The 15,157-nt window shown below is 70.4% G+C and carries 12 protein-coding genes and 1 tRNA gene; 4 read left to right on the top strand and 9 right to left on the bottom strand.

What is annotated here, in order from left to right; genetic code table 11:
* Positions 1-40 precede the first annotated feature (40 nt).
* From VMD50_RS23750 to selD, 8 genes are all read right to left on the bottom strand, one after another.
* Complete coding sequence (locus tag VMD50_RS23750; RefSeq protein ID WP_325431349.1) at positions 41-595, bottom strand: type 1 glutamine amidotransferase domain-containing protein; 555 nt, start codon at positions 593-595, stop codon at positions 41-43.
* The gene (locus VMD50_RS23745) at positions 571-1,779 is read right to left on the bottom strand and encodes a zinc-dependent alcohol dehydrogenase (protein WP_325431347.1); all 1,209 of its coding nucleotides are present in this window, start codon (positions 1,777-1,779) and stop codon (positions 571-573) included. The genes VMD50_RS23750 and VMD50_RS23745 overlap by 25 nt, the downstream gene beginning before the upstream one ends.
* On the bottom strand, positions 1,776-2,510 hold the full coding sequence (locus tag VMD50_RS23740) for an SRPBCC family protein (RefSeq protein ID WP_325431345.1): 735 nt from the start codon (positions 2,508-2,510) through the stop codon (positions 1,776-1,778). The genes VMD50_RS23745 and VMD50_RS23740 overlap by 4 nt, the downstream gene beginning before the upstream one ends.
* Before the next feature lie 177 nt (positions 2,511-2,687).
* Entirely contained in the window at positions 2,688-3,674 is a 987-nt protein-coding gene (locus VMD50_RS23735) for an LLM class F420-dependent oxidoreductase (protein WP_325431342.1), read from the bottom strand.
* Between the two features lie 135 nt (positions 3,675-3,809).
* The gene (gene nrfD, locus VMD50_RS23730) at positions 3,810-4,895 is read right to left on the bottom strand and encodes an NrfD/PsrC family molybdoenzyme membrane anchor subunit (RefSeq protein WP_325431340.1); all 1,086 of its coding nucleotides are present in this window, start codon (positions 4,893-4,895) and stop codon (positions 3,810-3,812) included.
* Complete coding sequence (locus tag VMD50_RS23725; protein WP_325431338.1) at positions 4,892-5,863, bottom strand: 4Fe-4S dicluster domain-containing protein; 972 nt, start codon at positions 5,861-5,863, stop codon at positions 4,892-4,894. The genes nrfD and VMD50_RS23725 overlap by 4 nt, the downstream gene beginning before the upstream one ends.
* On the bottom strand, positions 5,826-9,149 hold the full coding sequence (gene fdh / locus VMD50_RS23720; RefSeq protein ID WP_325431336.1) for a formate dehydrogenase: 3,324 nt from the start codon (positions 9,147-9,149) through the stop codon (positions 5,826-5,828). The genes VMD50_RS23725 and fdh overlap by 38 nt, the downstream gene beginning before the upstream one ends.
* 39 nt (positions 9,150-9,188) lie before the next feature.
* On the bottom strand, positions 9,189-10,181 hold the full coding sequence (gene selD / locus VMD50_RS23715; protein ID WP_325431334.1) for a selenide, water dikinase SelD: 993 nt from the start codon (positions 10,179-10,181) through the stop codon (positions 9,189-9,191).
* A 27-nt stretch (positions 10,182-10,208) separates the two neighbouring features.
* Here selD and VMD50_RS23710 point away from each other — a divergent pair.
* From VMD50_RS23710 to VMD50_RS23700, 3 genes are all read left to right on the top strand, one after another.
* Positions 10,209-10,303: transfer RNA gene (locus tag VMD50_RS23710), tRNA-Sec, on the top strand.
* A gap of 18 nt (positions 10,304-10,321) precedes the next feature.
* Entirely contained in the window at positions 10,322-11,611 is a 1,290-nt protein-coding gene (gene selA, locus VMD50_RS23705) for an L-seryl-tRNA(Sec) selenium transferase (RefSeq protein WP_325431332.1), read from the top strand.
* Positions 11,599-13,293, top strand: a complete 1,695-nt coding sequence (locus tag VMD50_RS23700; protein WP_325431330.1) for a SelB domain-containing protein — start codon at positions 11,599-11,601, stop codon at positions 13,291-13,293. The genes selA and VMD50_RS23700 overlap by 13 nt, the downstream gene beginning before the upstream one ends.
* 63 nt (positions 13,294-13,356) lie before the next feature.
* On the opposite strand, the gene VMD50_RS23695 is transcribed toward VMD50_RS23700, so the two are convergent.
* Complete coding sequence (locus VMD50_RS23695; RefSeq protein ID WP_325431329.1) at positions 13,357-13,821, bottom strand: GatB/YqeY domain-containing protein; 465 nt, start codon at positions 13,819-13,821, stop codon at positions 13,357-13,359.
* Here VMD50_RS23695 and VMD50_RS23690 point away from each other — a divergent pair.
* Positions 13,820-15,154, top strand: a complete 1,335-nt coding sequence (locus VMD50_RS23690; RefSeq protein ID WP_325431327.1) for a DUF7847 domain-containing protein — start codon at positions 13,820-13,822, stop codon at positions 15,152-15,154. The genes VMD50_RS23695 and VMD50_RS23690 overlap by 2 nt on opposite strands.
* Positions 15,155-15,157: the final 3 nt, after the last annotated feature.

Here is a 15,157-nt window from a genome sequence, read left to right as displayed (position 1 = left end):
AAACTCGGGGGTTAAAACGGTGCAAATGATTCGGTTTCGGCTATCCCGTAGCGGTAGGGGCGAATTGCTTGACGATCGTCTCGCAAAACGCCGGCAGGTCCGACGGTGAGCGGCTGGTGATCAAATTGCCGTCGACCGCAACCTCTTCGTCCACCACGTGCGCACCCGCATTGCGCAGGTCCGTGCGAATGCTCGGATACGACGTCAGCGTCCGCCCGACCGCCACGCCCGCCTCCACCAGCGTCCACGGGCCGTGGCAGATTGCGGCAACGGGCTTCCCGGAGACCACGAAGTCGCGCACGAAAGCCACCGCGGCCTTGTCCAGGCGCAGCTTGTCCGGGTTCACCGTGCCGCCGGGCAGTACGAGGCCGTCGAATTCGCCCACCGACGCGTCCGACACCGCACGGTCGACCGCGAAGGTCCCGGCTGGCTCGAGATCGTGGTTGCGCGCCTGGATTTCGCCGGCCTTCAGCGACAGCAGCTCGACTTGGGCGCCGGCTTGTTCAAGGGCCGCACGGGGCTGTTCGAGCTCCACCTTCTCCACACCGTCGGCCGCCAGGACGGCAATCTTCATCCCTTGCAACTCATTTGACATCGCGGATACCTCCTTCGCGGGTGCAGGACGACCTTGGTGCAGCCGTCCTGCTTGTGTTTGAAGATCTCGTAGCCGTGCGGCGCCTGATCGAGTCCCAGGTGGTGGGTGATGATGACGGTCGGGTCGATGTCTTTACCGCGGATCCGCTCCAGCAGGGGCCGCATGTAGCGCTGCACGTGGCATTGACCCGTCTTGATGGTCAGCGACCGATTCATGATGGCGCCGATGGGAAACTTGTCCATCAGCCCGCCGTAGACCCCGACGATCGAGATGGTGCCGCCATTGCGGCAACTCATCGCGGCTTCCCGAAGCGCTTGCGGGCGTTCGGTTTCCAGGCGCATCGCCTGCTTCACGCGATCGTAGGCGTCCACCGGGGCGGACCCGTTGCGCGCTTCCATGCCGGCCGCGTCGATGCAGTGGTCCGGGCCCCGGCCGGCCGTGATGTCCTGCAGCTCCCCCAGTACCGACGTCTCTTCTAAGTTGATCGATGTCGCGCCGATCTTTTCGGCCAGCTCCAGCCGATACGGCACCCGGTCAATTGCAATGACTTTGGACGCGCCCAGCAGGAACGCGCTCATGATCGCGAACAGCCCGACCGGTCCGGCGCCCCAGACCGCGACGACCTGGCCCGGCTGGATGTCGCACATCTCCGCGCCCATGTAGCCGGTCGGCAAGATGTCCGACAAGAACAACACCTGATCGTCGGTGAGGTCGTCGTCGACCTTGAGCGGTCCCACGTCGGCGAACGGCACCCGCGCGTATTCGGCTTGGCCACCGGCAAATCCACCGAGCATGTGCGAATAGCCGAACAATCCCGCCGGGGAATGGCCCATGAACTTCTCCGCGATTCCGGCGTTCGGGTTGGAGTTCTCGCACAGCGAATACAGGTCGCGTTCGCAGGCCGAACACGCGCCGCACGCGATCGGGAACGGCACCACCACCCGGTCGCCGACGGCGAGGTTGTGCACCGCGTTGCCGACCTCGACGACCTCGCCCATGAATTCGTGGCCCAGCATGTCCCCGTGTTTCACGGTCGGGATGTAGCCGTCGTAGAGGTGCAGGTCCGAACCGCAGATCGCCGTCGAGATGACGCGCACGATCGCGTCGCGATCGTTGAGGATCTGGGGGTCGGGAATCGACTGCACCTCAACGCTGTTGCGGCCCGCCCACACGGTGGCTTTCATGCGGTGGCTCCTTTACTGTTTCCGGTGTGCCCGCTGGGCTGAGCGGGTTGCTGATGCAGCTGGCGGGCCGCGGCGGTGCCGTCCGGGGACCCGTCCGAGCGCAGCACCTGGCCCGTTTCCAGGATTTGCTTGAAACGCCGAAGGTCGTCGTTGACCTGTTGGTCGGGCGACTCGCCGAACAGGGTCGCGGCGGCCTTGCCGACGACCCCGCCCGGCATCTGGTAGCCGATCCGGACCCGCACCTCGGTCCCGTCGCCGTCGCTCGCGGGCGTGAATTCGATGCTGCCGCCGTTGTGGATCGCCGAGCCGGGCAGCGACTGCCAGGCGATCCGCTTGTTGGGCTGATCTTCGGTGATCTGCGCGTCCCACTGCATGTGCCGGCCGACCGGCGCGTTGGCGATGCCGCCGAGGGCGGCGGCGGAAATGGCGCCCTGCCGGCGGCGCCCGCGGCCGCGGGCGGCCACCCCGGCCACCAGCGGCGCCACGTCCAGGACGTCCCCCGCCACCCGCGTCCAGACCAGCTTGTCGGAACCGCCCAACAGCGCCGCTCCGTGGCCGCATTCACGCGCACCGAGCGCGCGGATGACCCGGCGCGACAGGCGCGTGTCGTCCACGCCCGCAACGGCAGCAACTTTCCGGGGGGCCACCAACTCGGCCAGCCCCAGCCCGAAGCTGGCACCGGCGAGTGCCTTCACCAGCGGCGCGGTGGTATTGCCGGATTGATCATTCATCGTCGACTCCCTTGCCATGCCGAACACGCGATGGTGCAAAGCGGCTGCTGGACAGCGTGTTTGCGGGCCGTCCGCCCGCCCGGCTCTAAGCCTTTGTTGGTACGTCAAACTGCCGGTGGTGGCCCGATGCCCACGGTGGCACTCGGATACCCCTGCAGAAACGGCCCAAACTTGTCATCAACCGGACGCGTCGCGCAGCGCGTCGAGCAAAGGTTGGGCGGCTTCCTTGAGGAAGAGATCCTGGGTCTCGCCCCCGATCTGGACGAGCGCGATGTCGGTGAACCCCGCCTCCCAGTACGGTCGGACGGCGTCGACGATCGCATCCAGGTCTGGGCCGCAGGGGATGGAATCGGCGACATCCTCGGGTCGCACGAATTGGGTCGCGCCCGCGAAGCCGGCCGGCGTGGGCAGGTCGGCGTTGACCTTCCAGCCGCCGCCGAACCAGCGGAACTGGTCGTGCGCGCGCTGGATGGCGGCATCGCGGTCGGGGTCCCAGGACACCGGGATCTGGCCGACCACCCGTCCGCCTCCGGCCAGGTTGGCGGCCTGACGTGCGGCGTGCCACTCGCGGACGAGATCTCCGTCGGGCTCCACTGCGATCAGGTGTTCGGCCAGCTTGGCGAACCTGTCGACGCCCTTCGCCCCGGACATCGCCACCCCGATGCCGACCGGGACGTCGGGCACGTCCCACAACCGGGCCGAGTCGACCTGGAAGTACTCACCGCGCCAGTTCACCAGCTCACCGCCGAAGAGCTCGCGGATGATGTTGATGGCTTCGCGGAGCATGTCCTGGCGGCGCTCGACGGTCGGCCAGCCCCGGCCGACGACGTGTTCGTTCAGGTTCTCGCCGCTGCCCAGGCCGAGGGTGAACCGGCCGTCGGACAGGATCTGCACGGTGGCGGCCTGCTGCGCGACGATCGCGGGGTGATACCGCATCGTCGGGCAGGTCACGTAGGTGTACAGGTCCACCCGCTCCGTGGCGTGCGCCACCGCGCCCAGCACCGCCCAGGCGTTGGGCGCGTGTCCCTGCGAGGTGAGCCACGGCGAGAAGTGGTCGCTGCAGACCTCGAAGTCGAAACCATGCTCCTCTGCCGAGATAGCGTGACGGACAAGGTCTTTGGGTCCACTCTGTTCGGTCATCAGAGTGTAGCCAAAATTCGTCATGCCCTATACGTACCCCGGTCCGTGGCGGGCAAACCGCCTCACCGGCGGCTCCGCCCGCGAGCGTAACCGCAGTGCGAAAAACCGAAGATCGCAGTGGGGTTACGCTCGCGAGCGGCGGCGCAAACCGCGCGACCCTCAGTCCGCGGTGGTGATGGAGTCCCCGGCGACACCGGCCGCCCGGCGGGCGGCGAGCCTGCGCTTCTGCGGCTCGATCGTGTAGCGGGGGTGGCGGGCCGACTCCAGGCCCGCCTCGAAGAAACCGAACCTCAGCAGTGCCGACGCCGTCAGCAACGTGACGCCGGACACGGCGGCGACACCGCGGTGCCGCCCGCCGAGCAGCGCGCCCAAACCGCCCGCGGCGGCGAGCCGTTCGCTCCACGCCAGCAGCCGGCCGGGCGTGCCTTGGTGCAGCGGTTCCCTGGTCACCGGGTCCATCCGGTACTCCGTGAACCTGGCGGAGATCAGATCGCTGATCGCACCGATGACGGCCAGGCTGCGGGCGGGGCCCGCCTCGGCGACCGGGGTGGTGATCATCGCCAGCCCCGACGCGGCCAGGCTCGCCGAGCTGACGAACACGAACGGCAGGTCTTTGTACGCGGCGTTCCACGTCGGGGTCGCCGTGTCGGTGAGCAGCACCGCGGTGTAGACCGCCAGCGGTGCGGCGAAAACGGCGGCTTCGAGTCCGGCCGGTCCCTCCACGGCGCGCAGCACGGGCCGCAACGGGCCCAACGGGATTCGCCCGCCGGTCATCCGGTCGACCTCGGAGACCGCGGCAATCCCGATGCCGGCGCTGAAGAGGCTGAGAATCCACGAGCCGATGCTCATCGGTGAGGTCAGTTTGACCGTCCGCAGCATGTTGACGAACCGCTCGGGCCGGCCCAGGTCCTTCACCAGCGCGACCGCGCCCAGCATCACCGCGATCAGAGCGGATAGCCTTGTATTGCGGCGCAATGTGTTTCGCCCCGTGAGCTGGGCGCCGGCCGCCAGCAGACCGGACCCGCCGGCGACGCCGCCCAAGAACAGGTATGCCGCGACTTCGTGACCCCATGGCGCGGGCTTGACCACCGGGCGTCCGTAATACGAGGTGAATTCGGCTTCGGGGACCATCGGCATCTCGCGGGAGCCATCCGCGCCGCCCCGGCGGCCCGCGCGTTTGCCTTTCCGGCGCCTGCCTCCCTCGGGTTCCGGCGGGCGGAAGCTGTCGAACTCGGACGTACTCAACGGCTCCTCCAAAAAGCCCATGCGGCCGCCCCGACCATGCCGGCCGCGGCCACGCCGGCGCGCTTGAACATCGTCACCAGGTCAGCCGTGCACACCCGCGGGTCGGGAGGCAGGCCGTAGACCTCCGGTTCGTCGAGCAACAAAAAGATCGATCCGGTGCCGCCCACTCCGTCGTTCTCGTTGGCGCCGTAGAGGCGGGCCTCGGTGAGCCCCTGGGCATGCAGCCGCGCCACGCGTTCGCGGGCCTTGGCCACCAGGTCGTCGTGATCGCCGAACTTGATCGAGGTGGTGGGGCAGGTCTTGGCGCATGCCGGGATCTGGTCCTCGACCAGGCGGTCGTAGCAGAGGGTGCACTTCTGGGCGACGCCGGTGACGGGTTTCTCGGCGGGGCGGCCCGGCCGCTGCGCCGGTGTGGTGTAGGTGCCGTCGTTGCGGCGCTCGACCACGCCGAACGGGCACCCGGCCACGCAGGTGCCGCAGCCGTTGCAGACGTCATCCTGCACGACGACGGTGCCGAACTCGGTGCGGAACAACGCGCCCGTCGGGCAGACGTCGAGGCAGCCGGCGTGCGTGCAGTGCTTGCACACGTCAGAGGACATCAGCCAGCGGAACTCCGGCGTGTCCGGTGGCGTGGTGTCCGGGTGGTGCTGGGCGCCGGGAACCGCGGGCAGGCCCAAATCGATGAGGGCACGGCCGGATTCGCGCGCCGCCTCGATGCGCTCCCGCCCCTGCTCGATGAACGCCACGTGCCGCCACGTGCTCGCCCCCAGGGAGCCGGTGTTGTCGTAGGACGAGCCCAGCAGTTCCAGGTCGCCGTCCTGCGGGTTGCGGTTCCATTCCTTGCACGCCACCTCGCAGGCCTTGCAGCCGATGCAGATCGAGGTGTCGGTGAAGAAACCCTTGCGCGGCTTGGGATCTGCCCAGCCGGCGTCAGTTGTCGGGTCGGTCGGCCCGCTCAGCAGACCCATCGGCTCCCCCTTCCCATACGGCGTCGCTGATCCGGGCGTTGCCTGTTTCGGTGGTGGCGCCCGAGCGGGATTGATACTCGGCGATCAGGCGCAGCAGTTGCTCGCCCCGCGGCCGACGCCCCGGGAGGATGTCGCACGACCCGGCCTTGGACTCCTGGATCTGCACGTTGGGATCCAGTGTCACGCCGAGCAGGTCGTTGGCCGCGTCCCCGCTGACCACCGCGTCACTCCCGACACCCCAGTGGTACGGCAATCCGATCTGGTGCACCGTGCGGCCGTTGATGACCAGCGGCGCAACCCGTTTGGTCACCAGCACCCGGGCTTCGATGGCCGCGCGGGGCGAGACGATGGTGGCCCACCCGTAGGGCTCGAGACCGCGTTCGGCGGCCAGCTCCGGCGAGACCTCGCAGAACATCTCCGGTTGCAGCTCCGACAGGTAGGGCAGCCACCGGCTCATGCCACCGGCGGTGTGATGCTCGGTGAGCCGGTAGGTGGTGAACACATACGGGTAGACGTCGGCGCCGGGCTCCCCGGCGCTGGGCGCGCTCAGATTGTCCTTGCGCGGGAAGGTGATTCGCGCCGGGTTTCGCTGCTGCGGATAGAGCGGGTTGGCGACGGGCGACTCCTGCGGCTCGTAGTGCGTGGGCAGCGGCCCGTCGACCACACCCTTCGGCGCGAACAGCCAGCCCTTGCCGTCGGCCTGCATGATGAACGGGTCGTCCCCGGCCAGCGCGTCGGGACCGCCGACGTCGGGATCGGGCCGGCTGCCCGGCGCCCGGTCGGCGACGAAGTCGGGCACGTCATATCCGACCCAGCGCTGCTGGTCCGCGTCCCACCAGACGTATTTCTTGCGCTCGCTCCACGGCTTGCCGTCGGGATCGGCGGAGGCGCGGTTGTAGAGGATGCGCCGGTCGGCCGGCCAGGCCCAGCCCCACTCGAATTGCGCCGGGGACGAACCGCCCTGGGGCACGCGGCGCGCGGCCTGGTTGACCGCGTCCGCGTAGACCCCGGTGTAAATCCAGCAGCCGGCGGCCGTCGACCCGTCGGCGCGCAACTCGGTATACGACTGCAGCGGAGCGCTATTCGTGACGTGATAGCCGTTGATCTCGGCCAGCACCGCCTCCCCGTCGGGGTCGCCGTGCTCGTCCGTCGGGTAGTCCCACGTCAGGTCCAGCAGCGGCCGGTCGCGCGCGTCGGTGGATCCGGCCAACCGCTGCCGGATGCGCGTGCCGAGTTCGTAGAAGAACTGCAATTCGCTATGGCACTGGCCCGGCGGCTCGACAGCCTTGTGCCGCCACTGCACCAGCCGCTGCGTCTGGGTGAAGGATCCCGCCTTCTCCACGTGGCTGGCCGCGGGCAGGAAGAACACCTCGGTCTCGATGTCCTCGGTTTTCAGCTCACCCGAGGCGATTTCGGGCCCGTCCTTCCACCAGGTGGCCGACTCGATGAGGTTGAGGTCGCGGACCACCAGCCACTTGAGGTGGGCCATGCCGAGGCGCTGCATGCGGCCGTGCGCCGAACCGACCGCGGGGTTCTGGCCGAGCAGGAAGTAGCCCTCCACCTCGTCGGCCAGCATCCCCATCACGGTCTGATAGGTGCCGTGCGGGCCGGAGAGCCGCGGAAGGTAGTCGTAGGCCCAGTCGTTTTCTTTGGTGGCCGCGTCGCCCCACCAGGCCTTGAGTAGGCTGACGGTGTAGGTGTCGGCCTCGGCCCAGAAGCCCTTCTGCTTCTTCGATCCCACCGCGTCGAGGTAGTCGGCCAGGGTGTCGTGCATGCCCGCCTTGGGCATCGGCAGGTAGCCGGGCAGCAGGTTGAACAGCGTGGGAATGTCGGTGGAGCCCTGAATGGTGGCGTGGCCGCGCAGCGCCATGATGCCGCTGCCCGGTCGGCCGACGTTGCCCAGCAGCAGCTGCAGAATCGTTGCGGTGCGGATGAATTGGGCGCCCAGCGTGTGCTGCGTCCACCCGACGGCGTACGCGAAGCAGGTGGTGCGTTCCCGCCCGGAGTTCTCGACGATGGAGCGGGCCAGGTAGTCGAAATCCGCACGGCTGATGCCGCACACGTCGGTGACCATCTCCGGCGTGTAGCGGGCGTAGTGCCGCTTGAGGATCTGGAACACCGTGCGCGGATGCTGCAGGGTCTCGTCGCGCTTCACCCGCGCATGCTCCAGTGGGGGGCCGCCGCTGCCCTGCTCGTGGCCCGCGGCGCTCTGCGCGGCGGTGGCGCCGTGCGTGTGGCCGCCGCCGGGGGAAGCGATCTGGCCGTTGCCCTGCTCGTCGTACGCCCACGTCGACGTGTCGTACTGCCCGGTCTCGGGGTCGAATCCGGAGAACAGGCCGTTGAGATCCTCGGTGTCCCTGAACTTTTCGTTGATCAGGGTCGCGGCGTTGGTGTATGCGACGACATATTCCTTGAACCACAAATCCTCGGTGAGGACGCGGTTGATCAGCGCGCCGAGCAGGACCACGTCGGAACCGGCCCGGATCGGGATGTGCTTGTCCGACACCGCCGAGGTTCGGGTGAAGCGCGGGTCGACGTGGATTACCCGGGCGCCGCGGGACCTGGCCTCCTCGACCCACTGGAAACCGACCGGATGGCACTCGGCCATGTTGGAGCCCTGGATGACGATGCAGTCGGCGTTGGCCATGTCCTGCAGTGTTTGGGTGGCGCCACCGCGCCCGAAGGAGGCTCCCAGACCGGGAACCGTGGCGGAGTGTCAAATGCGAGCTTGGTTCTCGATCTGAATCGCGCCCGCGGCGGTGAAGAGCTTCTTGATGAGGTAGTTCTCTTCGTTGTCCAGCGTCGCCCCGCCGAGGGCAGCGATGCCCATGGTGCGGCGCAGCAGGTTGCCCTTCTTGTCGATGTCCTGCCAGGTGTGGCGGCGGGACTCGACGAAGCGGTCGGCGATCATGTCGATCGCCGTGTCCAGCTCGAGGGGCTGCCATTCGGTCGCCCGCGGCGCGCGGTAGAGCACCTGCAGCTGCCGGCCCGGCGAGTTGACCAGCTGCTCGCTCGCGGATCCCTTGGGGCACAAGCGGCCTCGCGAGATCGGGGAGTCGGGGTCACCCTCGATCTGGACCACGCGCTCGTCCTTGACGTACACCCGCTGCCCGCAGCCCACCGCGCAGTACGGGCACACGCTCTGCACCACCCGGTCGGCCGTCGTGGTGCGCGGCGTGATGGCGAGGGTGCGCTTCGAGGTTACGGCCGAGCCGCGGCCGAGCTTGTCCCCCGAACGCAACTGACGCAGGACGGGCCATTCCAGGAAAATCCTCCGCATAGGCATGACCTTTACCCTAGTGCGCGCGACCGAAACCCCGCTCGTTCAGCGCACCACGATGGTGTGCTCACCCCGCGGCACCAGCTCCCCGATGACGGGCGCGCCCGGGATCTCGCCGGCGATCAGCAGCCCGCCCGAGGTCTGCGCGTCGGCCAGCAACAGGGCCTCCTCCTCGGCGACCGCCGACAGGTCGGCGTGCGGGGCCACCCAGTCGAGGTTGCGCCGCGTGCCGCCGCTGACGTAGCCGGCCGACAGCGCCTCGCGGGCGCCCTCCAGGTAGGGAACGGCCGCCGCGTCGACGATCGCGGTGACGCCGCTGGCGCGCGCCAGCTTGTGCAGGTGCCCGAGCAGGCCGAACCCCGTGACGTCGGTCGCGCACTGGACGCCCGCCGCCAGCGCCGCGGCGGCCGCCTCGGCGTTGAGCGTGGTCATCGCCTCGATCGCCTGCTCGAAGCGCTCGCCCGTGGCCTTGTGCCTGCTGTTCAGTACGCCGATGCCGAGCGGCTTGGTCAGCGACAGCGGCGTACCGGGTTCGCCGGAGTCGTTGCGCAGCAAGCGATCCGGATCCGCGATGCCCGTGACCGCCAGCCCGTATTTGGGTTCCGGGTCGTCGACGCTGTGGCCACCGGCGAGGTGGCAGCCGGCGAGCCCGCACACGTCCAGCCCTCCGCGCAGCGTCTCGGCGGCCAGCTCGAAGGGCAGCACATCGCGCGGCCAGCCCAGCAGGTTTACCGCGACCACCGGGCGCCCGCCCATCGCGTACACGTCCGACAGCGCGTTGGTGGCTGCGATGCGGCCCCAGTCGTACGCGTCGTCCACCACCGGGGTGAAGAAGTCCGTCGTCGCGATCAGCACCGTGCCGCCCCCGATGCGCACCACCGCCGCGTCGTCGCCGTGGTCCAACCCGACCAACAGTTCGCCGACCGGGTCGCGCGGCGCGGTTGCCTCCAGTCCGCGCACGACATCCTCCAGCTCACCGGGCGGGATCTTGCAGGCGCAGCCGCCGCCGTGGGCGTACTGAGTGAGTCGGTAGGTCACGCGTCCATAATTGTCGCCATGGTCCGAGGAGGTGTGCCCGGTCTGGTGACCGGCGCGGTCTTCAAAACTGTCGAGCGGCAGTCGCTGCCGTTGGCGGGTTCGATTCCCGTCCGCCTCCGCCATGCTCCCGCGGACCTGACGTGACCGACCCGCGCCGGCGGGTGCCGCGCACCGACACGCTGCTTGCCGATCCCCGCCTCGCCCAGGCCGAGCGGGTGCTGGGCCGCGCGCTGGTGAAGGCGGTGATCGCCGACGCCCAGCAGCGGGCGCGCGCCGGGGAGATCGAGCCGGAGCTCGTCGCCGAACACGCCGTCGCCGCGCTGCCGTCCACCGCATCGAGCCTGCGGCCCGTCGTCAACGCCACCGGCGTGGTCGTGCATACCAACCTGGGCCGGGCGCCGCTGTCGCGGGCCGCGGTGGACGCGGTGGTAGCCGCGGCCGGGGCCACGGACGTCGAGTTCGACCTGGCGACCGGCCGGCGCGCGCGCCGGGGTCGCGGCGCCCTGGCCGCGCTGGCCCGGGCGGTGCCCACCGCGGGCGGGGTGCACGTCGTCAACAACAATGCCGCCGCGCTGCTGCTGACGGCGCTCGCGCTGGCGCCGGGCAAGGAGATCGTGCTCAGCCGCGGCGAGCTCGTCGAGATCGGCGACGGGTTCCGCATCCCCGAGCTGCTGGCGTCCACCGGAGCGCGGCTGCGCGAGGTCGGCACCACCAACCGCACCAGCCTGCGCGATTACACCGAGGCGATCGGTCCACAAACCGGTTTCGTCCTGAAGGTCCACCCATCCAACTTCCACGTCACCGGGTTCACCTCGGCGGTGAGCGTGGCGGAGTTGGCCGACCTCGACGTGCCGCTGGTGGTCGACATCGGCTCCGGGCTGCTGACCCCGCACCCGGTGCTGCCCGACGAGCCCGACGCGACGTCGATGCTGGCCGACGGCGCGGACCTGGTCACCGCGAGCGGCGACAAGCTGCTCGGCGGCCCGCAGGCCGGCCTGCTGTTCGGTGACGCCGGGGTCATCGAGCGGCTGCGCCGCCATCCTGCGGCACGGGCCCTGCGCGTGGACAAGCTGACGTTGGCCGCCCTGGAGGCGACCCTGACCGGCCCGCCGCCGCCCGTGCACCAGGCGCTGGGCGTCGACGTGGCGGGGCTGCGGGCCCGCGCCGACTCGATTGCGGCGCAACTGCCCCAGAACCTGCGGGCCGTGGCGGTGGATTGCGTTGCGGCGGTCGGCGGCGGCGGTGCGCCGGGCGTCGACCTCCCCAGCGCCGCCGTGAGCCTGCCCGAGTCCTACGCCGCCGCGCTGCGCGCCGGCAGTCCGCCGGTCGTCGGCCGCATCGAGTCCGGCCGGTGCCTGCTCGACCTGCGCACCGTGGCGCCGGAGGACGACGCGCTGCTGGCGGCGGCGGTGCTGGCATGTTCGTCTTAGCCACGGCCGGCCACGTCGACCATGGCAAGTCGACCCTGCTGCACCGGCTCACCGGCATGTGGCCCGACCGGCTGGCCGAGGAGCAGCGCCGCGGCCTGACCATCGACCTCGGCTTCGCGTGGACCGAGCTCGGCGGCCGTCAGCTGGCGTTCGTCGACGTGCCGGGCCACGAGCGGTTCGTGGCCAACATGCTGGCCGGCTTGGGGCCGGTTCCGGCGGTGGTGTTCGTCGTGGCCGCCACCGAAGGCTGGATGCCACAGTCCGAAGAGCATCTTGCGGCGCTGGACGCCCTCGGCGTGCGGCACGGGCTCGTCGTGATCAGCAAGGCCGACCTCGCCGATCCCCGTCCGGCCGTCGCGCAGGTGTCCGAGCGGCTCGCCACCACCTCGCTGGGCGACGCCCCCGTCGTGATCGGCGCCGACCTGGATCGCGTGGGCGCGGGGCTGCTGGCGCTGACCGACCGGCTGCCGCCCCCGGACCCCGGCGCCGACGTGCGGCTGTGGGTCGACCGTTGCTTCACGGTCCGGGGTTCCGGCACGGTCGTGACCGGCACGCTGGCCGCGGGTGCGGTTCGGGTGGGCGACGAGCTCGAACACGCCGGGCGGCGCGTCACGGTCCGCGGGCTGCAATCGCTGGGCCGCGATCAGACCGCGGTCGGCGCGGTTGCCCGCGTCGCGCTCAACCTGCGCGGCGTGGACCGCCACGACATCGGCCGCGGGGACACCGTCCGGACGCCGGGCGCCTGGCTGGACACCGCGGAGGTCGACGTCGGTCTGCGGTCTGCGGGGTCTTTGCACCGCCAGCTCGTCCTGCACATCGGGTCGGCGGCCGTGCCGGTGCAGGTGCGTCAACTGGGGAGGGCCGCGGCGCGGCTGCGGCTGGCGAGGCCACTGCCGCTGCGGGTTTCGGACGTCGGGCTGCTGCGCGATCCCGGCGAGCACCGGATCGCGGCGGGGATCGAGGTGCTCGACGTCCGCCCGCCCGGCCTGCGCCGCCGGGGTGCGGCCCGCGACCGCGCCGCCGAGCTGGCCACCGGCCGGGTCCGGCCGCCCGACTGCGCGCGGGCGGCCGAACTGCGCGCCATGGGCCTGCCGCTTTCCGGCCTTCGGGTGGGCGACTGGGTGGTGGACCCGCGGTGGTGGGACGCGCGTCGCGAGTCGGCGACAGCGGCGGTGCGTGGCTGGGCGGACGAGCACGACATCGCGGCGGGGATGCCCCTCGAAACGTTGCGGCAGCGCGCCGGGCTGCCCGCCGCGGAGCTGATGCCGACGCTGCTCGAGGGCACCGGCCTTCAGGTGGTCGACGGGTTGGTCCGCGTGCCCGGCGCGAGCCTGCCCGCGCGCGTCGACAAGGCCGTGCGCGCGATCGAGGAGTGGCTGGCCGCCGAGCCCTTCCGCGCGCCGGAGGCCGACGAACTGGCCGAACTGAAGCTCGGCCACCGGGAGCTGGCCGCGGCGGTGCGCGCCGGGCGGCTGACCCGCATCGCCGACGGCGTCGTACTGGGGCCGGACGCGCTCGATCGCGCGGCCGGGGTCCTCGCGCAACTGCCGCAGCCGTTCACCGTCAGCGATGCGCGCCGCGCGCTGGGCACCACCCGGCGGGTCGCCGTGCCATTGCTCGAACAGCTCGACGCCCGACGGGTCACGCGGCGCGGCGGCGACGGCACCCGGGTGGTCGTTTGATCGCTGGAAAACGAAAGCCGTTGCCGCAGAACCAATTTCGGATGCCGCCCAAGCCGTTCGGCGTTACAGGCGCTCCTTGACCGCGGCGGATAGCCGCGCCCCGTCGGCCTTTCCGGCCGCGATCGCGGTGGCCGCCTTCATCACCAGCCCCATCTGCTTCACGCCCGGCCGCTCCCCGATGTCCTCGGCGACCTGTGCGATCGCGGTGTCGGCGACGTCGGCCACCTCGGCCTCGGTGAGCGGCGTGGGCAGGTACTCGTCGATGACCCGCGCCTCGGCGCGCTCGTTGGCGGCGAGCTCGCCGCGACCGTTTTCGGTGTAGATCTCCGCCGCCTCACCACGCTTCCGCGACTCCCTGGCCAGCACCTTGATGACTTCCTCGTCGGAGAGCTCGCGCGCCTGCTTTCCGGAGACCTCCTCGTTCTGGATCGCGGCCAGCAGCATGCGCAGGGTCGCCGTTCGCAATTTGTCCTGGGCCTTCATCGCCTGGGTCAGGTCGGCCCGCAGCCGGGCTTTGAGTTCCGCCATGCGTGGGACCCTACGCGCCGGGACGCCGGTCAAGATTGTGAAATGCCCGGACCGCCGACAGGATGGAGCCCATGACGAACGACGCGCCCGGCAGCGAGGCCGGCTGCAAACCCGGTTGCAGACCCGGTTCAGAAGGCCGCTGCACCCGGTGAACGCGTCGCCGCCCGGTTACCCGGTTTTTCCCCCGCCCGGGTACGGCCCACCAAACGGGTACGGCCCGCCGTACGGGTTCGGCCCGGCACCGGGGTACGGCCCGCCGTACGGCTACGGCCCGGCACCGGGGTACGCGCCGCCATACGGCTACGGCCCGCCGCCGGGGTACGGGTCGCCATACGGTCCGCGGCAATTCGTTCCCGGGGCGGTCAAACCCGGGATCATCCCGCTGCGCCCCCTGACGCTCAGCGACATCTTCAATGGCGCGGTCGGCTACGTCCGCGCCAATCCCAGGGCGACGCTGGGATTGACCGCGATGGTGGTCGTGCTCATGCAGATGATCTCGCTGGTCGCGACTTTCGGTCCGCTGGCCGCCTACGGCAGGATCACCATCGCACGCTCGAACGAGCTGAGCGGAGGGATCGTGGGCGCCTGGATGGCGTCGATGGCCGCCGGGATCCTGGTCACCTGGCTCGGCGGCATGCTGCTGTCCGGCATGCTCACCGTCGTCGTCGGGCGGGCGGTGTTCGGGTCGTCGATCACCATCGGTGAAACCTGGGCCAAGATTCGGGGCCGGCTGTTGCCGTTGCTCGGGCTGGCGCTGCTGGAAGCCGCCGCGGTTGCGGCCCTTTTCGGGCTGGTGGCGGTGGTGATCGCGTTGTTGGCCGTGGCCGGCGGCGCGGCGCCGGCGGTGCTCCTGGGCCTGCCACTGGTGCTCGCGGCGATCGCGTTGCTGGTCTATCTGTACACCGCAGTGTTGTTCGCGCCGGTGCTCATCGTCCTCGAAAGGCTGCCTGTCTTCGACGCGATCACCCGATCGTTCGCGCTGGTCCGCAACGGCTTCTGGCGGGTGTTGGGGATCCGCACACTGACCTTCGTCGTGGCGTCCTTCATCGGCAACGCCGTCGCGGCACCGTTCGGCATCGGCGGCCAGATCCTGCTGGCCGGGACGACGCCGTCCACGGGATCGCTGCTGCTGGGAACCGCGATCGCCTCCGTCGGGTCGGCGATCGGCCAGATCATCACCGCGCCGTTCAACGCCGGTGTCATCGCGCTGCTCTACACCGACCGCCGCATGCGGGCCGAGGCGTTCGACCTGGTGCTGCAGAGCGGCGCCGCCGGCGGACCCTACGCGGGCGCGGAGTCCACCGACAATCTCTGGCTGACCCGGCCGGTTTGAGGA

The sequence above is a fragment of the Mycobacterium sp. genome, assembly GCF_035506235.1.
Classification (GTDB): Bacteria; Actinomycetota; Actinomycetes; order Mycobacteriales; family Mycobacteriaceae; genus Mycobacterium.
This window is presented reverse-complemented; position numbering and strand designations above follow the sequence as displayed.

What these genes read in the sequence shown, in the direction of transcription:
- VMD50_RS23750 (WP_325431349.1), bottom strand. Translation starts at nt 595, where the DNA reads ATGTCAAATGAGTTGCAAGGGATGAAGATTGCCGTCCTGGCGGCCGAC.
- VMD50_RS23745 (WP_325431347.1), bottom strand. Translation starts at nt 1,779, where the DNA reads ATGAAAGCCACCGTGTGGGCGGGCCGCAACAGCGTTGAGGTGCAGTCG.
- VMD50_RS23740 (WP_325431345.1), bottom strand. Translation starts at nt 2,510, where the DNA reads ATGAATGATCAATCCGGCAATACCACCGCGCCGCTGGTGAAGGCACTC.
- VMD50_RS23735 (WP_325431342.1), bottom strand. Translation starts at nt 3,674, where the DNA reads ATGACGAATTTTGGCTACACTCTGATGACCGAACAGAGTGGACCCAAA.
- VMD50_RS23725 (WP_325431338.1), bottom strand. Translation starts at nt 5,863, where the DNA reads ATGGGTCTGCTGAGCGGGCCGACCGACCCGACAACTGACGCCGGCTGG.
- VMD50_RS23700 (WP_325431330.1), top strand. Translation starts at nt 11,599, where the DNA reads ATGTTCGTCTTAGCCACGGCCGGCCACGTCGACCATGGCAAGTCGACC.
- VMD50_RS23690 (WP_325431327.1), top strand. Translation starts at nt 13,820, where the DNA reads ATGCGTGGGACCCTACGCGCCGGGACGCCGGTCAAGATTGTGAAATGC.
- VMD50_RS23695 (WP_325431329.1), bottom strand. Translation starts at nt 13,821, where the DNA reads ATGGCGGAACTCAAAGCCCGGCTGCGGGCCGACCTGACCCAGGCGATG.